Here is a 21,178-nt window from a genome sequence, read left to right as displayed (position 1 = left end):
CCCAGCCCGGGCCTGGACCCGAGAGGAGGACTCGTGCCGACGCAGATCGTCCCCCCGCGACGCGAGCGCCCCGAGCTCAAGCCCACCCCGCACCTGCGACCGGTTCGGATGCTGGCGACGCTGCTCACGCTGGTCCTCGTCGTGGGCGCGGGTTGGCTGGCCTGGAAGTACGTCGGCACCAACATCGTCGCCAAGCAGCGCCAGGGTGAGATGGCAGTCGCCCTGGCCGACGACTGGCGCGGCAACCGCCAGGGCGACGCCACGAACGACGAGATCGCGGTCGGCGAGGCGATGGCCGTCCTGCGGATCCCGCGCTTCGGCAAGGACTTCGAGGTCCCAGTGGTCGAGGGGATCGACGACTCGGCCCTCACCTCCGGGGTGGGCCACTTCCCCGACACCCAACGTCCCGGGCAGCTGGGCAACTTCGCCGTCGCGGGCCACCGCATCACCAACGGCCAGCCGTTCAAGGACTTCCCGGACCTGCAGGCAGGCGACAAGGTGTACGTGGAGACCCGGACCCACGTCTACACGTACGAGCTGAAGGGCTCCGGGACCGACACGATCGTCGACTTCTCCGACATCTGGGTGATCCAACCGGTGCCGGACGAGGCCAAGGAACGCCGCGACGGGCGCTCGCGGTCGAAGCCTCGCACCGCGCTCATCACGCTGACGACCTGCTCGGAGATCTTCCACACCGACAACCGCTCGGTCGTCTTCGGCGAACTGGTCGCCACCGAGCACGCCTGAGCGGTCAGGTCGTCGTCAGCTCGGCGACGAGCCACCGGCCGTCGACCTTCTCCATCCGCACCACCGCGGAAAGGGCCGCAGGCGAACCGGCCTTGCCGGCGACCGTACGGTACTGGTCGACGAAGGCGAGGAGCCGCACGCTCGAGGTCGAGCACTCCTGCCCGCAGCCGAGCGGAGCGATCGCGCGTACGGACGCGGTGACGTCGATCTTGCGCTGCTCGGCCGCCGAGGCGACCTGGGGAGCGAGCTGCTCGTACTCCGCGGCGAAGTCGTCCGTCATCAAATCGGTCGCCGCCTCGAGGTCCTCAGCGACGCTGGCGTGGCGGTAGCTCAGCATCGTGTCGAGGGCGGTCGTCGCCTCCTTCGCCGCCTGGTCCTGCGCCGCGACCTGGCGGTCGGCGTCGCCCTCGACCTGGCGGACCGCGAGCACCGCGACGACGGCGAACGCGACCGCGGCGACCGCGAGCAGCGCGAGTCCTGCGAGCACGAGCCGTGCCCGTCGCGACAGCGTGGGGCGCTCCGGAGCGGGCTCCGCGCTGGGCTCCGCAGCCTCGGGCGCGGCAACCTCGGGCTCGGAAGCCCCGGGCGTGTGCGCCGGCTCCGTCGGCCGACGCCGCTCCCCCGCGATCCGGGGTCGTCGGTTGCTCACGAGCCGTCCTCCTCGCCCTGCTTCGGCGCCTGGTCCTCCACCGGGATGTTGGCGAAGCTGTCCACCAACCAGTCGTCGCCGTCGCGCACCAGCGCGATGCGCCAGCGCAGCCGGGGTTGGCCGACCTGGACGTCCGCAGGCTCCGTGGCGACGTCGATCGCCGCGAGGACCTCGGCGCTGTCGTCGTCGAGGCTGTCGACGGCGACCTGCTTGACGATGCCCTTGGACACGATCCCGGCCTTCTCGAACTTCGAGAGCAGGTCCTTCGTCGAGGCCTCGAACTGCGTGGCGAGGTCGTCGGTGAGCAGCGGCCGCACACGCGCGACGTACGGGTCGAGGTCCTTGACGTCGTAGGTGTTCACGCTGGTCGCGAACTTCTCCGCGGCGGCCCGCACGTCGGCCTGCGTCGACGCGTCGGCGTACGCGGGGACCTGGGGCCCTCGGGCGAGTGTGAACGCGCCGACCGCGACGCCGGCGACCGCCACCAGGGCGAGCACCAGCGCGAGCAGCCGCACGCGGGTCAGCGCGCGACCGCCGGTCCGAGCAGCATCCACTTCCAGGACTCCTTCCCGAGATCAGGTGCGTCCGGGATCGTCGACCCCGTCACCGACACCTGCTTCGTCGCCACATCGTACGTTCCGACCGCGGATCCCCCGTCGTCCGCGGAGCTCGAGACCGTCGCTGCTGCCGACCCGCCGCCGGCGGCCGAGGCGCCCCGCGGCTGCGACTCCAGGCACCGGCGCGCCCGGTCCCACACCTCAGGGGTCCGGTCGAACGGCGTCCGCTGCCGGGCGCCGGGCACGTAGCCCTTGAGGCAGGGCGCGTTGTCCGGCTGCAGCGACAGGCTGAGCCGCGCGGCGTACTGTCCCGTGCGTCCGTCCCTGGCGATGATCGAGAACGCGCTCTCAACGCCGTACGGGGCGATGACGAGGACGTCCCGGACCCCGTCCAGGCGCGAGACGACCACCTTGTTGACCGTGATCGCGGCGTCGAGGAGCGTCGCGAGGTCGTCGGCGTTCTCCGCAACGACCGCACGCAGCGTCGCCGCCGTCGGGGCGCCGACGTCGAGGACCGTGCGCAGGTCGGCGTCGGAGGTGCGCATCGCCGTCGTGAGGTCGCGCAGGTTCGTGGCGAACTCGGCGATGTCGTCCTGCGAGTCGACCTGGGTCTGGAGCACCTGGCGTGAGTCCCTGATCAGCTCGGCGGTCATCGCGTACTTCTGGTCGGCCGTCGTGATGAACGAGCGCGACGTGTCGATGAGGGTGCGGAGGTCCCCCGCCGAGCCCTCGAACGCGTCGCCGAGCTCGGTGATGACCGTGCTGAGGTCGTCGGCGTCGACGGAGGTGAGGAGCGCGTTGACGTCGGTCAGCAGCGTCCGGGTGTCAATCGGCACCTGCGTACGCTCACGGGCGACGACGTCGTCTGCCTGGAGGAACGGCCCGTCGTCGGACGCGGGCTGGAAGTCGAGGTACTGCTCCCCCACCGCCGACTTGTTGGCGACGACCACCTGTGTGTCGGCCGGGATGTCGGGCGAGGAGTCATCGATCTGCACCTCGACGTCGACACCGTCACGGGTCAGCCACATGTCGGTGACCCGTCCGACGCTGACGCCTCGGTAGGTCACGTCGGCGCCGGTGAAGATGCCGCCCGACTCGGCCATCTGGACCACCACCGGGTAGCCACCGCCGCCGAAGAGCCGGTCGATGCGGGCGTACTTGGCGCCCACGAACGACACGCCGACGAGGGTCAGGACGAGGAAGAGGACCAGCTGGACACGCATCCGTCGGGTGATCACGGCGTCACCACGCTCTCGGCCATGACCGCACCGACGCCGTCTCCACGCAGGGCCTCCTTGAGCGACTTCAGCTCTGCCGGCGACATCAGCCCGATCGTCTTGGTGAAGTCGGTGGTGAAGTCGAGCGACACGTTGGTGTAGTCGCCCATCTGGTAGGACGCTGCCTCCCGCGGGGTGTCACCCAGCAAGGAGTCGGGGAAGGGGAAGGTCGGGAGCACCTCGAGCGAGGTGACCAGGGCGTCGCCTGCCGACGCGAGGTTGTCCAGCACAGGCTCCAGCGCCGCGAGGTCGGCGACGACGGCCTTCTTGGAGCGGACGATCACGTCCGTCCCGACGGTGCCGAGGTCGGTGAGGGCCTCGAGCATGCGGACGAGGTTGGCCCGCTGCGCGTTCACCGTCCGCAGCGCCTCCGGCATGTCGTCGAGCGCGCCCTCGATCGCCTTCTGCTGCACCCTCGTCGCCTTCGCGAGACGGTCGACCTGCTCGATCGCCGTAACGATCTCCGCCTTGGACTCCTCGGCCGTCCCGACGAACTCGTCGAGGCGACGCACGAGCGTCCGCATGTTCGCCTCGCGGCCGGACATCGCGTGGTTCAGCTCGCGCGCGATGACCTGCACCTTGTCGACCGCGCCTCCGTTGAGCACGAGCGAGAGCGCGCCGAGCACCTGCTCGACCTCCGGGGTATGCCCCGTACGGGCGAGCGGGATGCGGTCGCCGTCGGACAGCCGGCCCGTCGCGCCGGTCGGCGGCGGCGCCAGCGAGACGAACTTCTCGCCCAGGATGCTCGTCTGCCGGATGGACGCCAGGGCGTTGTCGGGAAGCTCCACGGCATCGTTGACCTGGAGCTCGACCTTAGCCTTCCAGCCGTCCAGCGAGACGCGGGTGACACGTCCGACGGAGACGTCGTTCACCTTCACCGCGCTCTGCGGCACGAGGTCCATGACGTCCTCGAACTCGACCACGACCGTGAACGGAGAGTCTCCGAGATCGGCCCCTCCGGGCAGCGGAAGGTCTCCGACGTTGCCCCGCCCGCACCCCGTCAGGAGGGCGAAGCCGGTCAAGGTCGCGACCGCGGCGGTCAGCCGGTGGCTGCGCGACGTCATGACGCCACCCCCATCAGCGAGGCGAGGCCGTCGGCCGGCGGCGTGGACGCCGATCCGGTCCCCTTGGCCTGCTTCTCCATCCATGACACGACCTCGCCGAGCGCGTAGCAAGCCTCGCGGTACTTCGGGTTCTGGTTGGCGGCCAGGCCGCAGTACGCCGAGACGTACGCGGCGTCGGTGAGCGTACGGAACTTGCCGTCGCGCTTGCCCTTGATCGTGGCGCGCGTGTCGAGCGTGCCGGTCGTCGGGTTGTACGCGGTGGCGAGGTTGGCCAGCGCCTGCGGACCGCGGTCGAGGATCTTCGCGAGGTTCTTGCGCTCCTTCGCCAGCGACTCCGTCACCTCGGCGAGCCCGTCGACGTTCTTGCGCAGGCTCGTCCGGTTCTCGGCGACATAGCCCTGGACCGCCGTCAGCGCGCCGGCGAGCTCACGCAGCGCGGACTGCAGGTCCTCGCGCTCACCGGCGAGCACTCCGGAGACCGAGGCGAGGCTGCTGTTGAACGCGCGCACCGAGGCGTCGTTCTTTTCCAGCGCCTCGACGAAGGTCGCGATCTTGTCCATCGACGAGAAGAGCTCGTCCTTGGACTCGTCGGCCGTGGTCGTGAGCTTCGACAGGGCCTCGATGCTGCGCCTGATCTCGGCCCCCTTGCCGTCGAGGTTGTCCGCAGAGGTCGCCAGCAGGTCGCCCAGGGCACCATCAGCGTTGGCGCCGTCGGGCCCGAGCGCGGTCGCGACCCGGTCGAGCGCCGCGAACGTCTCGTCCAGCTCGGTGGGGGTGGCCGTCCGGCTCTGGTCGAGGTACGCGCCGTCGGCCAGCTTCGGGCCGCCCGAGTACGCCGGCGTGAGCTGGACGAAGCGGTCTCCGACGACCGACGGGGAGACGATGACGGCCGAGACGTCGGCCGGCACCGGGTGCTCGGCGTCCCACGAGAGCCGCACACGGACCTTCGTCCCCCGTGGCGTGATGGAGTCGACCGTCCCGACGTCGACCCCGAGGATCCGGACCGTCGAGCCCTCGTACAGCGACACCGTACGGTCGAAGTCGACGGTCAGCGTGTGCTTCTCCGAGCGCGGCAGCAGCACCACGACGAGGGCAGCGACGAGTCCGACGACGAGCACGCCGACCAGGATCTCGGCCGCGCGGCGAGAGACCTTCGGCCCCCGCTCGACATGGGCGGTCACAGTCCCTCCTCCAGTCCGAGGATGCTCAGCAGGTTGTAGACGAAGCCCTCCAGCCAGGGGCCGTTGCCGCTGTTGGTGGCCACGGCGGCGTAGTACGCCGGGAGCTGCTCGAGCGCCGCCTGGATGTTGTCCTCGTTGCGCTGGAGGACCTTGACGACCCCGGCGAGCCTGTCGAGCGCGGGCTTGAGGTCCGCGCGGGTGTCGGCGACGAGCGTCTCGATCTCGTCGGACATCCGGGTGACCCCGACCAGGACGTCGTGGATCGCCTCGCGGCGGGCGGTGAGTGCGTCGAACAGGACCCCGCCGTCCTCGAACAGCGACACGACCTCGGCGTTGCGGTCGGCGAGGACGCCCGAGATGCCGTCGATGTTCTTGAGGAGGGTCTTGATCTGCGCGTCGCGGGCCGCGAGGTTCTCGGAGAGCTCGGTGACGCCCTTGACCGCCTTCTGGAACTCCTCGGGCGTCTTGGCCGTGACCTCGCCCAAGGTCTTCATCGCGTAGGCGAGCTGGTCGGTGTCGATCTCCTGCGTCGTCTCGGTGAGCCCGGAGAACGCCTGGACGATGTCGTACGGGGGTGTCGTGCGCGAGGCCGGGATCACCGCGCCCTCTTCGAGGGTGCCAGGCCCCTCGGGCTCCAGGCTCAGGTACATCGCGCCGAGCAGCGTCTTGATGCGCACCGACGCCCCGGTCTGCTTGCCCAGACGCTCGTTCTCGTCCTTGACCCGGAAGACGACACGGACCTTGTCGCCCCGCAGCTCGAGGCGCTCGACCTCGCCGACGCGCACTCCGGCGAGGCGGACGTCGTCGCCCTTGGCCAACCCGCCCACCTCGGTGAACTCAGCGGCGTACGAGGGCCCGCTGCCGACGAGCGGGAGCGAGCTCGCCTGGCTGGCCAGCACCATGACGAGCGCGATGAGGAGCACGCCGACGGCGCCGACGGCGACGGGGTTGCGCTCGCGGAACGGCTTCATCGTGCGCATCGGCTCACTCCTGCCCCCATGACGGTGACGCGCTTCGTCGTCTTGAAGGGCCGGGCGTTCTCCCAGCCAGGGACACCGCTGAGCGACGGAAGACGCCCGTCGATGCCCACGTCGCAGACGTAGAAGTTGAAGAACGACCCGTACTCCGTCGTCCGCCCGATCCGGTCGATCTTGATCGGCAGGATCGTCAGCGTCCGGTCGAGGGCCTTGCGTGCCTTCTTGGTGCCGATCTCGGCGGTGAGCTCGCGCAGGTGCGCGATGTCGGCGCTCAGGTCGGGCCGGATCTCGGTGAGCAGGCCTGCCGTCTCGGTGCTCAGCGTGGCGATGTCGTCGAGCGACCCGGTCAGCACGCCGCGGTCGTCCTTCAGGCCGGAGATCAGCTGCTGGAGCGTCGTGATCGTCGACGACAGCTCGGTGTCGCGCTCGTTGAACGACGTGAGGACCACGGTGAGGTTGGAGATGACCGACCCGATGAGGTCGTCGCGGTCGGCGAGGGTCTGCGTGAGCGAGGCGGTGTGACCGAGGAGCGACTCGACGGTGCCGCTCTCGCCCTGGAAGACCTGGATCAGCTCGTACGCCAGCTGGTTGGTGTCCTCCGGCGACAGGGCCTGGAAGAGCGGCTTGAACCCGGCGAACAACACGGTGAGGTCGAGCGCCGGCTGCGTCCGCGACAGCGGGATCGTCGCACCGGGCTCGAGCCGCGCCGAGGAGCCCTCGGCGCCTTCGGAGAGTGCCAGGTAGCGCTGACCGATCATGTTCCGGTAGCGCAGCGAGGCGAGCGTGCTCTGGGTCAGTGTCACGTCCGCGTCGACGGTGAACGTCACCTCCGCGGTGGCGTCGGAGTCCACCCGCACGTCGGAGACGTTGCCGACGCGCACGCCGGCGATCCGGACGTCGTCGCCCTTCACGAGGCTCGTCACGTCGGAGAAGACCGCCTTGTAGGTGTGCGTCGTGAGGAACGAGACGTTGCCGATGATGACAGCCAGGATCGCCGTGAGCGTGCCGGTCACCACGAGGAAGAGCAACAGCTTGCTGAGCGCTCCGGCCGTCCGGCGGTCCAGCCGGGGGTCGAGCCTGCGTCGGCGCCTGGTCATCCGAGCGTCACCTCCGCCCCACGGAGGACGGGACCGGCCAGCGCCTGAGCGACGGACGGCACCTCGTCGGGCGCGACACCCAACGCTGCGGCCATCAGCGCCTCGATCTGCGCCTTCTCGGTCGGTGACCCCGCAGGGCTCGCCGCGGCCGGCGACGCCAGCGGGCGCTCCTTGCCCAGCGGGCCTCCGATCCCGAGCTCGCGCAGCAGCGCCTTGCTCATGCCCGGCGCCGGTCGCGTCGCGTCGTACGACGTCGACGGGAGGCTCGCGCACGTGGGGTCGAGCGCGCTGCCGCCCCCGCTCGCGGGCGGGAGGTCGGCGGCGTCACCACCGTCGTACGCCCGCGGCGAGCGCGCCGCGAACTCGACGGTGATGTGGGCGCGGTTGTCGCGGAAGGCCGAGTCGAGCCGGGGCACCAGCCGGTCGACACCCTTGAGGACGCAACCGATCGTCGGCGCGTGGTCCGCGAGCAGCTCCAGCGTCGGGCGCGACTGGCGCGACAGGGTGATGAAGTCCTCCCCTGTGCGGTCGAGGAAGGCGTCGGCCGTGGTCGCGAATGCGGCCGTCTCGGTGAAGAGCGCCTGCAGCTGCGCCTTGCGGCCGGTCAGCGTGTTCCCGGTGACGACGGCGTTGCGCAGCGTCTCACCGATCTCCGGCATGACGTCGGCGTACGTCTCGGCAGCCTCGCCGAGCAGCGTGATGTCCTCGACGATGCGCGGGGCCAGCGGCGTGATCTTCTGCAGGTAGCCCTCGAGCGTCTCGAGGCTCTCGCCCAAGGCCTCGCCCTGCCCGTCGAGCGCCTCCGACAGGGCCGTGAGCGTGTACGAGAGGTCGACCGGGTTGAGGGCGGTCAGGATCGGGTCGAGGTCGATGAGCAGGTTCTCGACGTCGGTCGGCAGGTCCGCCTGCGCGATGACGTCTCCGGCCTCGATCGGCGTCCCCGCCGACTCGGCGACCGGCTGCAGGTCGACGTACTTCTCGCCGAAGAGCGTCTTGGGCACGATCAGGGCTTCCACGTCCGAGGGGATCAACGGCTGGTAGTCGGGGTCGATCCGCAGGTGGATCGACGCGAGGCCGGACTCGGAGGTGATCTTCTCGACCCGGCCGACGATCACGCCGCGCAGCTTCACGTCGGAGTTGCGGTTGAGCTGGAGGCCGGCGCTCTGGCTGCGGACGGTCACCGGGACGTCCCCGGAGAACTTCTTGGTGAAGACCGCGTACGTCAGGTAGACCGCCGCCAGCATCAGCACGAGCATGAGGACGCCGAGGACACGGACGATGCCGGGACGTTCGAGAGTCGGGGTGCGCGCCATTAGCCGGCCAACCTCACCGTCGTCGTGGTGCCCCAGATCGCCATCGACATCAGCAGGTCGACGACGTTGATCATGACGATCGACGTCCGTACCGCGCGGCCCACAGCCACGCCGACGCCGACCGGGCCGCCGGAGGCGTAGTAGCCGTAGTAGCAGTGGATCAGGATGACGACGACCGCGAACACCATCACCTTCACGAACGACCAGAGCACGTCCTCGGGCGGGAGGAACAGCGTGAAGTAGTGGTCGTACGTGCCGGTGCTCTGCCCGAAGACCCAGGTGACGGTCAACCGGGTCGCGAAGTACGAGGCGAGCAGGCCGACCACGTACAGCGGGATGATCGCCGCCAGCCCGGCGATGACCCGGGTCGTCACCAGGTACGGCAGCGACGGGATCGCCATGACCTCGAGGGCGTCGACCTCCTCCGAGATGCGCATGGCGCCCAGCTGGGCGGTGAAGCCGCAACCGACCGTGGCGGCGAGGGCGATCCCGGCGACCAGCGGAGCGATCTCCCGCGTGTTGAAGTACGCGGAGAAGAACCCCGCGAACGCGCTGGTGTCTAGCTGCTCGAGGGCGGTGAAGCCCTGGAGCCCCACCTCCGTGCCGGTGAAGAACGACATCGCGGTGATGACGCCGACGGTCCCGCCGATGACGGCCAGCGCGCCCTGCCCGAACGTCACCTCGGACAGGAGCCGCAAGATCTCGCGGGGGTAGTGGACGAGCGTGCGCGGGACCCACGCGAGGACCCGGAGGTAGAACGCGAGATGGCGGCCGAGCGCGTCGATCCCGCCGACCGGGCGGCGGTAGAGCTCCTTCACGTCCGCCATGTCACAACGCCTTCGCCGGGACGAGCTGGATGTAGAGGGCGCTCATCACGAAGTTCGCGAGGAACAGGAGCAGGAACGTGATGACGACCGACTCGTTGACGGCCTGACCGACGCCGCGCGGGCCGCCGTCGGCATGCATGCCCTTGTACGAGGCGACGATCGCGGCGATGAACCCGAACACGAGGGCCTTCGCCATCCCCTGCCACAGGTCGGGCAGCTGGGCCAGCGCCGTGAACGAGGCGAGGTACGCGCCCGGCGTGCCGCCCTGCAGCACCACGTTGAAGAAGTAGCCGCCGAGCACACCGACGACGCTGACCAGGCCGTTCAAGAAGACCGCCACGAGCATGCAGGCCAGGACCCGCGGGACGACGAGTCGTTGGATCGGGTCGATGCCCAACACCATCATCGCGTCGAGCTCTTCGCGGATCTTGCGCGCCCCGAGGTCGGCGGCGATCGCAGACCCGCCGGCGCCGGCGACCAGCAGCGCGGTGGCGATCGGGCCAGCCTCGCGGACCACCGCGAGCACGGCCGCGGACCCGGTGAACGACTGCGCGCCGAACTGCTGGATGAGGCTTCCCGCCTGCAGTGCGATCACCGCGCCGAACGGGATCGCGACCAGGGCGGTCGGGATGATCGTCACCGAGGCGATGAACCACGCCTGCTGGATGAACTCCCGCACCTGGAACGGGCGCCGGAACACCCCCACCACCACGTCCGCCCCGAAGGCGAACAGCTTGCCGATGGTCGCGAGCGGCGTCGTCAGGACGGCGACCGCGCTCACGCAACACCCCCGGACGAGTACGTGTCGGGAACGCGCAGCGGTCGGGGCACGAGCGGGTCGTCCTGGAAGGATCCGGGCGGAGGGACCACACCGTTGGCGGCGCACCACGCACCCGGAGGCGCCTGGGTCGGCCGCGGCTGTCCGTCGGACGGAAGCAGCTGGAGCGGGATCGGCGGAAGCGGAGGCAGCGTGCTGTGGTCCTCCAGCGCCAGCTCGTCGGCGTCCTTCTCCTCGCTCATCCCGATCGGTCCGACAGTCTGGGCGTTGAGGAACTGACGGACCGCGGGCTCCTCGCTCGACAGCAGCATCTCGCGGGGGCCGAACATCGCCAGGTGCCTGTGGAACAGCAGGCCGATGTTGTCCGGGACCGTCCGCGCGGTGTTGATGTCGTGCGTGACGATGAGGAAGGTCGCCTCGATCTGGGCGTTGAGGTCGACGATCAGCTGGTTGATGAAGGCCGTTCGTACGGGGTCCAGGCCGGAGTCGGGCTCGTCGAAGAGGACGATCTCAGGCTCGAGCACCAGCGCGCGTGCGAGGCCCGCGCGCTTGCGCATGCCGCCGGAGATCTCGCCCGGCAGCTTGCCCTCGGCACCCACGAGACCGACCATCGTCATCTTCTCCATGACGATCTCGCGGATCTCGGTCTCGGTCTTGCGGGTGTGCTCGCGCAGGGGGAACGCCACGTTGTCGAACAGCGTCATCGAGCCGAACATCGCGCCGTCCTGGAACAGCACCCCGAACAGCTTGCGGATCTCGTACAAGTCACGCTCGCTGCACGTCGCGATGTCCGTGCCCTCGATGAACACGTGGCCCTCGTCGGGCTTCAGCAGGCCGATCAGGGCCTTGAGGAAGACGGACTTGCCGGTGCCGGACGGTCCGAGCATGACGCTGATCTCACCTGCGGGCAGGGTGAGCGACACGTCGCGCCAGATCGTCTGCTTGCCGAAGGACTTCGTCAGACCTTCGACGCGTACCTCGACTCCCATGGGCGGGACTCCTTCGGGGGGACAGACGCCTCAGACGGTGAGGCGCCACGGAGGGACCAGAGGCCCCGCGTCAGGCGTTGTCGGCCCGACGACGGGTCCGGACGGCGAGGGCGAGGCGGCCGAGAGCCACCAGGCCGAACAGCCCGAGGAGGCCGACACCGACCGGCGAGCCGGTCGCCGGCAGGCTGGTCGTCGTGTACGGCGCGACGTCCGAGCCGCCCCCTCCGTTGCCGTTGCCGTTGCCGTCGGATCCGCCGTTGCCCCCCGGCGTGGTGGTGTCGGGGTTGCTGGGCGGGTCGATCACCGGCGGGTCTTCGCCGCCTCCGCCGTTGTTGCCTCCGCCGTTCCCGCCGCCGTTGCCGCCACCACCCGACCCGCCGGCGGCCGGCAGCGGGCACTCGGCCTCCTCGCATCCGTCGCCGACGGGGATCGTCCCGATCACGCGCGCGGCACGGCTGTCGAGGTTACGGACGCAGTTGAGCTCGGTCTCGGCGATCGCTCCCAGCACGGGCGGGTCGAGCTTCGCCTGGATCTTGAACGTCTTGGGCATCTGCACGTAGATGAGGGCGCCGGTCACCCCGTCGGGCAGCGCGGGAACCGTGATGGCGTCGACCGTGCCCTTGGCGGGGATGAGGAGTGAGCCCGAGGAGGGCACGGGGACCATCGGCGAGCTGAGTCCGCGGACCTGGGGCTCGAGAGTGGCGGCGACCTCTCCCCCGGGCACCACGCCCTGGAGAAGCACCGTCGAGGTCGCGCCGCCACCGACCTTCGTCACCTTCATGATGTCGCGGATGCGGGTGACGAGCGTGGCGGGGAGGATCAGGTCGAGCTCGGCCGCCGTCTCGGCGATGGTGTCGCCACCGTTCACCTGGTCGGGGAGCGACGTGCGCGCGTTCACGAGGAACTGCTGCGGGCCACCCAGAGAGGTGTTGATGATCTCGTTGTCCGACTCGCAGGTGTAGCCCACCTGGTTGATCGAGGCCGACTGCGCAGCGCTGGCCGACGGCGCCAGACCCACCTGCACTCCCCCGACGGCCATCCCTGCGGCGGCGGCGAGGCCGACGCCCCGACGCAGACCACCGTGGACCAGACCGTCATGAAGACGTGCGAGAGCGCTCACGCGCATACGGTTCTCCCTCCCAAGCGAACCTCAGCGGCCGGAAGCGCAGCAGTCCGCTACTCCCAGGTAACAAACGTGACTGTAACCCACATTTTCACTGTGACACAACCCACAACAGGTCCCAAACAGGTCACGGCGAGGGGTACCCACGGTGAGGCTCGTCACACTCGGTTCGAGGGTCAGCCTACTCCTCCGATGGCACCCGGGAATGACGAACGGGCACCCCTCCCGGAGGAGGAGTGCCCGTTCGTACGGGTGCGTCAGAGCGCGGGACGCGTCACTTGAGGGTGACGGTGGCGCCGGCGGCCTCGAGGGCCTCCTTGGCCTTGTCCGCGGCCTCCTTGTTGACACCCTCGAGGATCGGCTTGGGCGCGCCCTCGACGAGGTCCTTGGCCTCCTTCAGGCCGAGGCTCGTGAGACCGCGCACCTCCTTGATGACCTGGATCTTCTTGTCGCCGGCCGACTCGAGGACGACGTCGAACTCGTCCTTCTCCTCGGCAGCGCCGGCGTCAGCCGCGCCGCCACCGGCGGCAGGAGCGGCGGCAACCGCGACCGGAGCGGCGGCGGTGACGTCGAAGGTCTCCTCGAACTGCTTGACGAACTCGCTGAGCTCCAGGAGGGTCATCTCCTTGAAAGCGTCGAGCAGGTCCTCGGTGCTGAGCTTCGCCATGTTGGCGTCCTTCCTATCTGGGGACCCCGAGGGGGGTCGGATACGTGATCGGGCCCTAGCCCTCGGAGCCCTCGGCCGCGGCCGGGGCTTCTTCGGTCTCGGTCTGAGCCGAGGTGTCCTCGGCCGGAGCCGAGGCTGCGGACGGATCCTGCTCGACCTTGGTCTGCAGGGCGCCCACGGCACGCGCCGCCTGAGCGAGCGGTGCCTGGAACAGAGCGGCGGCCTTCGAGAGGTTCGCCTTCATGCCGCCCGCGAGCTTGGCGAGGAGGACCTCGCGCGACTCGAGGTCGGCAAGCTTCGTGATCTCGGCAGCGTCGAGCGGCTTCCCCTCGAGGAACCCACCCTTGATGACGAGCTTGTTGTTCGCCTTGGCGAAGTCACGCAGACCCTTGGCGACCTCGACCGGATCGCCCTTGATGAAGGCGATGGCAGTCGGCCCGTTGAGCAGGTCGTCGACACCGTCGACGCCGGCGTCACGAGCCGCGATCTTGGTCAGCGTGTTCTTGGCCACGGCGTAGTTGACGTTCTCACCGAGCGAGCGGCGCAGTTCCTGCAGCTGCTTCACGGTGAGACCGCGGTACTCGGTCAGCACAGCGCCGTTCGAGCTGCGGAACTCGTCCGCCAGCTCGGCAACCGCTGCGGCCTTGTCCGGTCGCGCCATGGTTCTCCTTCGTGTCGTACCCGCCGAACGGCGAGCACCTGGAACGTACGAAGGCCACCGGCGCATCTGGTCGTGAAACGACGAACGCCCCGGCGCAGGGCACGGGGCGCGACGCACGGGAGAGTGCGTAGAACTCGGTGAACCTGCGCGGGCCGCCCGCGGAGTGCGGGACCTTCGATCCGAGACTCTCCTGAGAGGGTCACGGACGACCGGCGGTCTTCGGCGTCGTCCAGACTACGTGAACGACCCGCGCAGATCCAAATCGGGTGGCGTCAGCCCATCATCGAGCTGCCGTCGACGACCTCGCCGGCCGGCGGCGCCTTGATCTCGAGGTCCTCGCCCCACTTGGTGAAGGCCATCTCGATCGGCATCTGCGGCATGTCCACGACGACCTTGCGCGGGAGGTCGTCCGGACCGACCCAGTACTGGTACGTGAGCTCCTTGGGCAGCTGCGCCGCAGCGGCCCCCTCCATGCCTTCGATCTTGGAGGTGTCGACCACGACGTCGTAGCGGGTGGCCTCCACCCCGTCGATGGTCTCGGTCTCACCGGTCTTCTTGACGTCCTTGAGCGCCGCCTTCAGGCTCTCGATGCTCTTGGCCGGGTCCATCGAGTCGCGCATCTGGGCGAACGACTCCGCCGCGGCGCCCTTCGCCTCGTCCAGCGAGATCTTCATCCACTTGTCGCCCGACATGCCCGGCGCCTTCGTGTAGATGGTGCCGTCGACGAGGATCATCTCGAGGTCCTGGCCGCCCATGTCCATCGTCATGCGCATCGCGGTCTTGTCGGGGTCCGGGTCGGTGGCCACGTCGGCCTCCGCGGCGATCTTCTGGCCGCCGGCCCCGATCGACATCGTCATGTGCGCGGTCTGTGCTTCGACCTGGGCGCCGGCGAGCACCTCGGCGAAGTTGGACGAGGTGAGCTTCGTTGCTCCCTCGTCGGTCGTGCCGCCCTTCGCGCCGGTCTGCGACGACGCCGTCGAGGCATCGCCACCGTCGCCGTCGGCGAGGTCGGCACTGCTCCCGCAGCCTGCGGTGAGAGCAAGGGCAAGGGCCGCGAGTGCGGTCGGGATCGTTCGGATGCGCATGACCTCCACGCTACCCGGTGGGTGGGTCCGCGAACGCGCGAACGCCGCCCCCCGGGAGGGAGACGGCGTCCGTCGGCTCGCGTCACGCGTACGGGCGTACGCGCGAGGTCACTCGTCGTCGGAGGCGACGTTGCGGGTGCGGTTCGGGTCGACCGGCACACCCGGGCCCATCGTCGTGGAGACGGTGATCTTCTTGATGTAGCGGCCCTTCGAGCTGGCCGGCTTCAGACGCAGGATCTCCTCGAGCGCGGCGGCGTAGTTCTCGGCCAGCGCGGAAGCGCTGAACGAGGCCTTGCCGATCACGAAGTGGAGGTTGGCGTGGCGATCGATGCGGAACTCGATCTTGCCGCCCTTGATGTCCGAGACAGCCTTCGCGACGTCCGGGGTCACCGTGCCGGTCTTGGGGTTCGGCATGAGGTTGCGGGGGCCGAGCACGCGACCCAGGCGACCCACCTTGCCCATCATGTCCGGCGTGGCGACGACGGCGTCGAAGTCGAGCCAGCCGCCCGAGATCTTCTCGACGAGGTCGTCGGCACCGACGTAGTCGGCCCCGGCCTCACGCGCGGCGTCGGCGTTCGGGCCGGTCGCGAACACGAGGACGCGAGCGGTCTTACCGGTGCCGTTCGGCAGGTTGACGGTGCCGCGCACCATCTGGTCGGCCTTGCGCGGGTCGACACCGAGGCGCATCGAGACGTCGACGGTCGAGTCGAAGTTCTTCGAGCCCGACTCCTTGGCCAGCTCCATCGCCTGGAGCGGCGTGTAGAGCGCGTCCTTGTCGATCTTCTGGGCGGCGTTGCGGTACGCCTTGCTGTGCTGAGGCATTCTGGTTCTTCTCTCTCTACCAGTCGTGGTCGTCGGGCCCAGCTGGCCCTGCCACAGGTCCGGTCGGTCGGTCTAGGTCAGTCGACGGTGACGCCCATGGAACGGGCGGTGCCGGCGATGATCTCCATCGCGGACTCGATGTCGTTCGCGTTGAGGTCGGGGAGCTTGGTCTGCGCGATCTCGCGGACCTGGTCCTTGCTGATGGATCCGACCTTGTCCTTGTGCGGGACGGCGGAGCCCTTCTGCAGGCCCGCGGCCTTCTTGATCATCTCCGCAGCCGGCGGCGTCTTGGTGATGAAGGTGAACGACCGGTCCTCGTAGATCGTGATCTCGACCGGGACGATGTTGCCGCGCATGGACTCCGTCGAGGCGTTGTACGCCTTGCAGAACTCCATGATGTTGACGCCGTGCGGACCGAGCGCGGTACCGACCGGCGGGGCCGGGGTGGCGGCACCGGCCTGCAGCTGCACCTTGACGAGGGCAGCGATCTTCTTCTTCGGAGGCATATCTCTTTTCCTTCTCGTGGTCTCGGTGGGCCTGCCTCGGCCCTCCCACTGGTGTTGCGCGGAAGCCCTGTCGAGCGTACCTGGCGTGCTCAGACCCTCTGGATCTGCGCGAAGCTGAGCTCGACGGGGGTCTCCCGACCGAAGATCTCGACGAGCGCCCGGACACGCTGGGCGTCGATGTTGATCTCGGTGATCGTGGCGTGCAGCGTCGCGAACGGACCGTCCACGACCATGACCGAGTCGCCGACGGAGAAGTCGGTGAACTCGACCTTCGGCGCCTGCGACTGCGCCGTTGCGGACGAGGCCGCTGCCGGCTGCTCGACCGCGACCTGGGCCTCGACGGCGGGAGCGAGCATGCTCTCGACCTCGGCCAGGGTGAGCGGCACGGGCTGGTGGGCGTTGCCCACGAAGCCGGTGACCGACGGCGTGTTGCGCACCGTCGACCAGGACTCGTCGGTGAGGTCCATCCGGACGAGGACGTAGCCGGGGAGCACGGTGCGCTTGACGAGCTTGCGCTGACCGTTCTTGATCTCGGCCACCTCTTCGGTCGGGACGACGACCTCGAAGATGTAGTCCTCCATGTGCATGGAGGTGATGCGGTTCTCCAGGTTGGACTTGACCCTGTTCTCCATGCCGGAGTAGGTGTGCACGACGTACCAGTCACCGAACTGGTTCTGGAGCTGCTCACGGAACTCGGCGAGCGGGTCGCTCTCGGCGGCGACCGCCTCGAGCACGTCCTCGGTGGTGCCGGCGGCGTCGGCGATCTCCTGCGCCTCCTCGAAGACCTGCTCGGCGAGGTCCTCGACCTCAGCCTCCGCCTCGTCCTCGCCCTCGGCGTCGGCCGCCTCGGCGTCCGCGCGCTCCACGTCGGACTCGGAGAGGTCCTCGAACGGCGTCAGCGGCTCGGGGTCGTCCTGCTCGGCCTCGTCGGCCGCGGCGTCGAGACCCTCCTGGACCTCCTCGACCTCGAGCTCCTGCTCGTCGTCGTCCAACGGCGCACGGTTGCCCGCAGGAGCGACGGCGTCACGCAGGGCGTCGTCGAACTCGTCATACGGCTGGGACACAGCGCCTCTTTCCTCGTCTCGTCTTGACCCTGGGGTCAGGCGAAGACCCAGAACATCAGCTTGCCGAAGCCGTAGTCCAGGCCCGCCACGAAGGCCATCATGACCAGCACGAAGAAGAGCACGACCACGAAGTAGTTGGCGACCTGCGAACGGGTCGGCCACACCACCTTGCGGAGCTCCGCGACGACCTGACGGTAGAAGGTCATCGGAGACGTGCGGCCGGAGCGGGTGCTCTCGGTCGGAGCGCTTGACGTCTCGCTCATGGTGACCGTTCCCTTCGATCGTGGTGCCTGTCATCGGTCCGCCGTCGGGACGGACCAGGCCATTGCAGGGCAGGAGGGACTTGAACCCCCAACCTTCGGTTTTGGAGACCGATGCTCTGCCAGTTGAGCTACTGCCCTTCGATGTGCGCCTCCGCTGCCTCGTCACCGCAAGCCGTTGGGGTGGCTCATGGGCATGACGACACAGTGGAAACATCCACCGGTCGTCAAGTGTACGGGGTGCCCCGGCACGGAGTCGAACCGGCTGGCACGATGACCGCATGGCCGAAGCGATGCGCTCGATCGATCGTCTCCCGAAGGCCCATCTGCACCTGCATTTCACGGGGTCGATGAGGCACACCACGCTCGTCGAGCTGGCCGAGCGCGACGGTGTCCGGCTCCCGCCGGCGCTCGTCGAGGAGTGGCCCCCGCAGCTGCGCGCGACCGACGAGAAGGGCTGGTTCCGCTTCCAGCGCCTGTACGACACCGCACGCTCGGTGCTGCGCACCCCCGACGACGTCCGGCGCCTGGTCCACGAGGTCGCCGAGGACGACGCGGCCGAGGGCTCGGTCTGGACGGAGATCCAGGTGGACCCCTCCGGCTACGCCGCGAAGTTCGGGGGCATCACGGCGTTCACCGACCTCGTGCTCGACTGCGTGCGCGACGCCAGCGCCACGTACGGGATCGGGATGGCGGTGATCATCGCCTCGAACCGCACGCGGCACCCGCTCGACGCCCGTACGCTCGCGCGTCTGGCCGCTCAGTACGCCGACCGCGGCGTCGTGGGGTTCGGGCTGTCCAACGACGAGCGGCGCGGTGAGACCGCGACGTTCGCCCCGGCCTTCGCGATCGCCCGCCGCGCAGGGCTGCGCAGCATGCCGCACGGCGGCGAGCTGCGAGGGCCGCAGAGCGTCAGGGCCGTCCTCGAGCACCTCTCCCCCGACCGGATCGGGCACGGCGTGCGCTGCGTCGAGGATCCCGCCGTGCTCGACGCCGTCGCCCGCGCGGGGCTGACGCTCGAGGTCTGCCCGTCGTCGAACGTGGCGCTGGGCGTGTACGACACCTTCGAGGAGGTGCCGGTGCGCACCCTGACCGAGGCCGGCGTCGGCGTCGCCCTCGGCGCGGACGACCCGCTGCTGTTCGGAGCACGCCTCTCGGGCCAGTACGCCGCGCTGCGGGCCGCCCAGGACTTCAGCGACGCCGAGCTGGCCGAGCTCGCCCGGATGTCGCTGCGCGCCTCGTACGCCCCCGACGACCTGCGCGAGACCGCCCTGGCCGCGGTCGACGCCTGGCTCTCCGCCGACCCGGACTGAGCCCCGCTCAGCACCACTTCGCCGTCGGTTGTCCACAGGCCGTCGGCCTGCTCGCTGCAGGGATCGACCGCAGTGGACCACAGTGCTCGGGTGGAACGATTGCAGCGGGTCGCGCGAGAGCAGGGCGGCTACCTCACGCGTCAGGACGGCAAAGACTGCGGCTACCCGCACTCCGAGCTCGGCAGGCTCGTCGAACGCAAGGTGCTGGTCCGACTGCGACGCGGCGCGTTCGCGTTCGCGGAGGACCACGTCACGTGGTCTCCGAGGGAGAGACATCTGGTGACCGCGCGCCGTCCTCGCCCAGCTCGGGCCCGGGTACGCGCTGTCCCACGACAGCGCGGCCGCCGCGCACGACCTCAGCACGTACGGCCTGGATCTCGACGTTGTTCACGTGGCCCGAGTCGGCGGCACCACCAGCCGTACGCGCAACGGCATCGTGCGCCACCGTGACGCCCTTCGGGCGAGCGACGTGGTCGACGTCGAGGGGATCCCCACCGTTCGTCCTCCCCTGGCCGTCGCACAGGCTGCGACGACGTCCGAGATCGACACCGGCGCCGTGCTCGTCTCGTCGTGGATCTCCCAGCTCATGTCCGACGCACGCCGTCGGGGCTGCCTGGAGTGGTTCTCGCAGGACGACGCGAAAGCCGAGCTCCGCGAGGTCCTGGCGTCGCTCGGCAGCCGGCCGGGGAGCCGGACCGCCGCGGACGCGGTGACGATCGCGGACGGTCGGTGCGAGAGCCCTGCCGAGGTGCGGGTCCTCGTTTTGTGCTGGCGCTTCTCCCTCCCTCGCCCTGAGACGCAGTACGAGCTCGCGCTACCTGAGGGCCGTCGGGCGGAGGTCGACTTCCTCTGGCCAGAGCAGCGACTTGTCGTCGAGTTCGACGGTCGCGTCAAGTACGACGGCAGCGGCGAGCAGACCGGAGCGAGCGTCTGGGCCGAGAAGACACGCGAGCTGAAGATCCGCGATCTCGGCTACCACGTGCTCCGACTGACCTGGGCTGACCTGGCTCCCGAGAACGCCGAGCGTACGGCAGCGCGCCTGCGGCGGGAGCTCGTTCGGGCGCAGCGACTGTACGGCCACCTCAGCGACGGTTCGTCCAGGACGTCGTGAGGGTCGAACCGTCGCTGAGTGTGGACGGCTGGCGGCGAGCCAGCCCAGCCGAGGGCAGGCTCAGAGCTCGGCGCCGACGAGGACGGGCTCGTTCTCGAGGCGTACGCCGAACTTCGCCTCGACCCCGTCGCGGATCTCGCGGGCGAGGGCCAGGAGCTCGTAGCCGGTGGCGCCGCCACGGTTCGTGAGGGCGAGGCTGTGCTTGGACGAGACGCGCGCCGCCGTCCGGCCGTACCCTTTGCCGAAGCCCGCGTGCTCGATCAGCCACGCCGCGCTCGTCTTGACCTGGCCGTCGGGCTGGGCGAAACGGGGGGCGTCGGCCGGCAGCGCGCTCGCGGCCTCGGCCGAGAGCACCGGGTTGGTGAAGAACGAGCCCGCGCTCCACGTGTCGTGGTCGTCCGGGTCGAGCACCATGCCCTTGCCTGCGCGCAGGCCGAGGACGGCCTCGCGGACGTCACCGAGCGGAGCGCGGTCACCGACGGAGATGCCCAGGGTCCGGGCCAGCTCGGCGTAGCGGACCGGCGCGCTCAGCGAGCCGAGCTCGAGCTGGAACGTGACCTCCAGGACCACGTGGCGGCCAGGCTCGGCCTTGAACCGGCTCGTGCGGTAGCCGAAGCGGCAGTCGACCGCGGAGTACGTGACGACGCGCTTGTCGCGCCGGTCGTACGTCCGGACGCGGGCGATCGTCTGAGCGACGTCCTGGCCGTACGCGCCGACGTTCTGGATCGGCGTCGCCCCGACCCGACCCGGGATGCCGGAGAGCGTCTCGACGCCCACCCACTCCTCGTCGACCGCGTGCGCCACGAAGTCGTCCCACACCTCGCCGGCCGCGACCGTCAGCGTCGCCCCGCTGCAGCGGTCGACGTCGGCCACCAGGCCTCGCGTACGGATGAGGACGACGGTGCCGTCGAAGCCCTCGTCGGAGACCACGACGTTGCTGCCGCCCCCGAGGAGGAGGACGGGCTCGCCGGCCTCGTCGAGCGCGCGGACGGTGTCGACGAGGTCGTCGGCGTCCGTCACCTCGACGATGTCGCGGGCGGGGCCGCCGATCCGCAGCGTGGTGAGCGGGGCGAGGACGGTCAGGTCACGCATCGAGAGGGCTCCCAACAT

General features: G+C 69.7%; 24 protein-coding genes and 1 tRNA gene. 4 read left to right on the top strand and 21 right to left on the bottom strand.

Going from position 1 to position 21,178, the window contains the following annotated elements:
• Positions 1 to 33: 33 nt before the first annotated feature.
• Positions 34 to 747, top strand: coding sequence for a class E sortase (locus tag NYZ95_RS07970; RefSeq protein WP_262850431.1), 714 nt, complete (start codon positions 34 to 36; stop codon positions 745 to 747).
• Positions 748 to 751: 4 nt separating this feature from the next.
• Here NYZ95_RS07970 and NYZ95_RS07965 read toward each other — a convergent pair whose 3' ends face one another.
• From NYZ95_RS07965 to NYZ95_RS07870, 20 genes are all read right to left on the bottom strand, one after another.
• Positions 752 to 1,396, bottom strand: coding sequence for a hypothetical protein (locus tag NYZ95_RS07965; RefSeq protein ID WP_262850429.1), 645 nt, complete (start codon positions 1,394 to 1,396; stop codon positions 752 to 754).
• Complete coding sequence (locus NYZ95_RS07960; RefSeq protein WP_262850427.1) at positions 1,393 to 1,950, bottom strand: Rv1363c family protein; 558 nt, start codon at positions 1,948 to 1,950, stop codon at positions 1,393 to 1,395. The genes NYZ95_RS07965 and NYZ95_RS07960 overlap by 4 nt, the downstream gene beginning before the upstream one ends.
• Complete coding sequence (locus NYZ95_RS07955) at positions 1,917 to 3,191, bottom strand: MCE family protein (RefSeq protein WP_262850425.1); 1,275 nt, start codon at positions 3,189 to 3,191, stop codon at positions 1,917 to 1,919. Before NYZ95_RS07955 ends, NYZ95_RS07960 begins: the two co-directional genes overlap by 34 nt.
• Positions 3,188 to 4,294, bottom strand: a complete 1,107-nt coding sequence (locus NYZ95_RS07950) for an MCE family protein (RefSeq protein WP_262850424.1) — start codon at positions 4,292 to 4,294, stop codon at positions 3,188 to 3,190. Before NYZ95_RS07950 ends, NYZ95_RS07955 begins: the two co-directional genes overlap by 4 nt.
• Positions 4,291 to 5,475 (bottom strand): MCE family protein, encoded by a 1,185-nt coding sequence (locus NYZ95_RS07945; protein WP_262850423.1) that lies wholly within the window; start codon positions 5,473 to 5,475, stop codon positions 4,291 to 4,293. The genes NYZ95_RS07950 and NYZ95_RS07945 overlap by 4 nt, the downstream gene beginning before the upstream one ends.
• Entirely contained in the window at positions 5,472 to 6,455 is a 984-nt protein-coding gene (locus NYZ95_RS07940; protein ID WP_262850422.1) for an MCE family protein, read from the bottom strand. The genes NYZ95_RS07945 and NYZ95_RS07940 overlap by 4 nt, the downstream gene beginning before the upstream one ends.
• Positions 6,443 to 7,549 carry an MCE family protein gene (locus NYZ95_RS07935; RefSeq protein WP_262850420.1) on the bottom strand — a complete coding sequence of 369 codons (1,107 nt, stop codon included), beginning with the start codon at positions 7,547 to 7,549 and terminating at the stop codon, positions 6,443 to 6,445. Before NYZ95_RS07935 ends, NYZ95_RS07940 begins: the two co-directional genes overlap by 13 nt.
• Positions 7,546 to 8,862, bottom strand: coding sequence for an MCE family protein (locus tag NYZ95_RS07930; protein ID WP_262850418.1), 1,317 nt, complete (start codon positions 8,860 to 8,862; stop codon positions 7,546 to 7,548). Before NYZ95_RS07930 ends, NYZ95_RS07935 begins: the two co-directional genes overlap by 4 nt.
• Complete coding sequence (locus NYZ95_RS07925; RefSeq protein WP_262850416.1) at positions 8,862 to 9,689, bottom strand: MlaE family ABC transporter permease; 828 nt, start codon at positions 9,687 to 9,689, stop codon at positions 8,862 to 8,864. Before NYZ95_RS07925 ends, NYZ95_RS07930 begins: the two co-directional genes overlap by 1 nt.
• Position 9,690: 1 nt before the next feature.
• Positions 9,691 to 10,470, bottom strand: coding sequence for an MlaE family ABC transporter permease (locus NYZ95_RS07920; RefSeq protein WP_372500464.1), 780 nt, complete (start codon positions 10,468 to 10,470; stop codon positions 9,691 to 9,693).
• Complete coding sequence (locus NYZ95_RS07915; protein ID WP_262850415.1) at positions 10,467 to 11,456, bottom strand: ABC transporter ATP-binding protein; 990 nt, start codon at positions 11,454 to 11,456, stop codon at positions 10,467 to 10,469. Before NYZ95_RS07915 ends, NYZ95_RS07920 begins: the two co-directional genes overlap by 4 nt.
• Positions 11,457 to 11,526: 70 nt before the next feature.
• Positions 11,527 to 12,576: a DUF6801 domain-containing protein gene (locus NYZ95_RS07910; protein ID WP_262850413.1), complete on the bottom strand. Its 1,050-nt coding sequence runs from the start codon at positions 12,574 to 12,576 to the stop codon at positions 11,527 to 11,529.
• 277 nt (positions 12,577 to 12,853) lie between these two features.
• Positions 12,854 to 13,246: a 50S ribosomal protein L7/L12 gene (gene rplL / locus NYZ95_RS07905; protein WP_262850411.1), complete on the bottom strand. Its 393-nt coding sequence runs from the start codon at positions 13,244 to 13,246 to the stop codon at positions 12,854 to 12,856.
• Positions 13,247 to 13,301: 55 nt separating this feature from the next.
• Positions 13,302 to 13,907 carry a 50S ribosomal protein L10 gene (rplJ, locus tag NYZ95_RS07900; protein WP_262850409.1) on the bottom strand — a complete coding sequence of 202 codons (606 nt, stop codon included), beginning with the start codon at positions 13,905 to 13,907 and terminating at the stop codon, positions 13,302 to 13,304.
• A 272-nt stretch (positions 13,908 to 14,179) separates the two neighbouring features.
• Complete coding sequence (locus NYZ95_RS07895) at positions 14,180 to 14,992, bottom strand: SCO4651 family lipoprotein (RefSeq protein WP_262850408.1); 813 nt, start codon at positions 14,990 to 14,992, stop codon at positions 14,180 to 14,182.
• 108 nt (positions 14,993 to 15,100) lie between these two features.
• Complete coding sequence (rplA, locus tag NYZ95_RS07890; protein ID WP_262850406.1) at positions 15,101 to 15,814, bottom strand: 50S ribosomal protein L1; 714 nt, start codon at positions 15,812 to 15,814, stop codon at positions 15,101 to 15,103.
• 77 nt (positions 15,815 to 15,891) lie between these two features.
• Positions 15,892 to 16,320, bottom strand: coding sequence for a 50S ribosomal protein L11 (gene rplK, locus NYZ95_RS07885; RefSeq protein WP_262850404.1), 429 nt, complete (start codon positions 16,318 to 16,320; stop codon positions 15,892 to 15,894).
• Between the two features lie 89 nt (positions 16,321 to 16,409).
• On the bottom strand, positions 16,410 to 17,312 hold the full coding sequence (gene nusG, locus NYZ95_RS07880; protein ID WP_262850951.1) for a transcription termination/antitermination protein NusG: 903 nt from the start codon (positions 17,310 to 17,312) through the stop codon (positions 16,410 to 16,412).
• 107 nt (positions 17,313 to 17,419) lie between these two features.
• On the bottom strand, positions 17,420 to 17,647 hold the full coding sequence (gene secE / locus NYZ95_RS07875; RefSeq protein ID WP_262850402.1) for a preprotein translocase subunit SecE: 228 nt from the start codon (positions 17,645 to 17,647) through the stop codon (positions 17,420 to 17,422).
• A 65-nt stretch (positions 17,648 to 17,712) separates the two neighbouring features.
• A tRNA-Trp gene (locus tag NYZ95_RS07870) sits at positions 17,713 to 17,785 on the bottom strand.
• A gap of 140 nt (positions 17,786 to 17,925) precedes the next feature.
• Between NYZ95_RS07870 and NYZ95_RS07865 the strand changes: the two genes are divergently transcribed.
• The 3 genes from NYZ95_RS07865 (at position 17,926) to NYZ95_RS07860 (ending at position 20,068) form a co-directional block, all read left to right on the top strand.
• Entirely contained in the window at positions 17,926 to 18,957 is a 1,032-nt protein-coding gene (locus NYZ95_RS07865) for an adenosine deaminase (protein ID WP_262850401.1), read from the top strand.
• 72 nt (positions 18,958 to 19,029) lie between these two features.
• Entirely contained in the window at positions 19,030 to 19,407 is a 378-nt protein-coding gene (locus NYZ95_RS20560) for a type IV toxin-antitoxin system AbiEi family antitoxin domain-containing protein (protein ID WP_372500463.1), read from the top strand.
• Positions 19,349 to 20,068 (top strand): putative endonuclease domain-containing protein, encoded by a 720-nt coding sequence (locus tag NYZ95_RS07860; protein ID WP_262850399.1) that lies wholly within the window; start codon positions 19,349 to 19,351, stop codon positions 20,066 to 20,068. The genes NYZ95_RS20560 and NYZ95_RS07860 overlap by 59 nt, the downstream gene beginning before the upstream one ends.
• Positions 20,069 to 20,128: 60 nt before the next feature.
• On the opposite strand, the gene NYZ95_RS07855 is transcribed toward NYZ95_RS07860, so the two are convergent.
• Positions 20,129 to 21,160, bottom strand: coding sequence for a UDP-N-acetylmuramate dehydrogenase (locus tag NYZ95_RS07855; RefSeq protein ID WP_262850397.1), 1,032 nt, complete (start codon positions 21,158 to 21,160; stop codon positions 20,129 to 20,131).
• Positions 21,161 to 21,178 lie beyond the last annotated feature (18 nt).

Origin of the sequence: Mumia quercus (assembly GCF_025506335.1) — a bacterium.
Lineage (GTDB): Bacteria > Actinomycetota > Actinomycetes > Propionibacteriales > Nocardioidaceae > Mumia > Mumia quercus.
The sequence above is the reverse complement of the archived record's forward strand: the minus strand, read 5'-3'. Positions and strand labels throughout refer to the sequence as shown.

Bases quoted from the DNA above. Each gene is read 5' to 3' on its own strand.
- NYZ95_RS07950 (WP_262850424.1), bottom strand. From the start codon at position 4,294: ATGACGTCGCGCAGCCACCGGCTGACCGCCGCGGTCGCGACCTTGACC.
- NYZ95_RS07940 (WP_262850422.1), bottom strand. From the start codon at position 6,455: ATGCGCACGATGAAGCCGTTCCGCGAGCGCAACCCCGTCGCCGTCGGC.
- NYZ95_RS07935 (WP_262850420.1), bottom strand. From the start codon at position 7,549: ATGACCAGGCGCCGACGCAGGCTCGACCCCCGGCTGGACCGCCGGACG.
- NYZ95_RS07930 (WP_262850418.1), bottom strand. From the start codon at position 8,862: ATGGCGCGCACCCCGACTCTCGAACGTCCCGGCATCGTCCGTGTCCTC.
- NYZ95_RS07925 (WP_262850416.1), bottom strand. From the start codon at position 9,689: ATGGCGGACGTGAAGGAGCTCTACCGCCGCCCGGTCGGCGGGATCGAC.
- NYZ95_RS07915 (WP_262850415.1), bottom strand. From the start codon at position 11,456: ATGGGAGTCGAGGTACGCGTCGAAGGTCTGACGAAGTCCTTCGGCAAG.
- rplL (WP_262850411.1), bottom strand. From the start codon at position 13,246: ATGGCGAAGCTCAGCACCGAGGACCTGCTCGACGCTTTCAAGGAGATG.
- rplJ (WP_262850409.1), bottom strand. From the start codon at position 13,907: ATGGCGCGACCGGACAAGGCCGCAGCGGTTGCCGAGCTGGCGGACGAG.
- NYZ95_RS07895 (WP_262850408.1), bottom strand. From the start codon at position 14,992: ATGCGCATCCGAACGATCCCGACCGCACTCGCGGCCCTTGCCCTTGCT.
- rplA (WP_262850406.1), bottom strand. From the start codon at position 15,814: ATGCCTCAGCACAGCAAGGCGTACCGCAACGCCGCCCAGAAGATCGAC.
- rplK (WP_262850404.1), bottom strand. From the start codon at position 16,320: ATGCCTCCGAAGAAGAAGATCGCTGCCCTCGTCAAGGTGCAGCTGCAG.
- secE (WP_262850402.1), bottom strand. From the start codon at position 17,647: ATGAGCGAGACGTCAAGCGCTCCGACCGAGAGCACCCGCTCCGGCCGC.
- NYZ95_RS07865 (WP_262850401.1), top strand. From the start codon at position 17,926: ATGGCCGAAGCGATGCGCTCGATCGATCGTCTCCCGAAGGCCCATCTG.
- NYZ95_RS07855 (WP_262850397.1), bottom strand. From the start codon at position 21,160: ATGCGTGACCTGACCGTCCTCGCCCCGCTCACCACGCTGCGGATCGGC.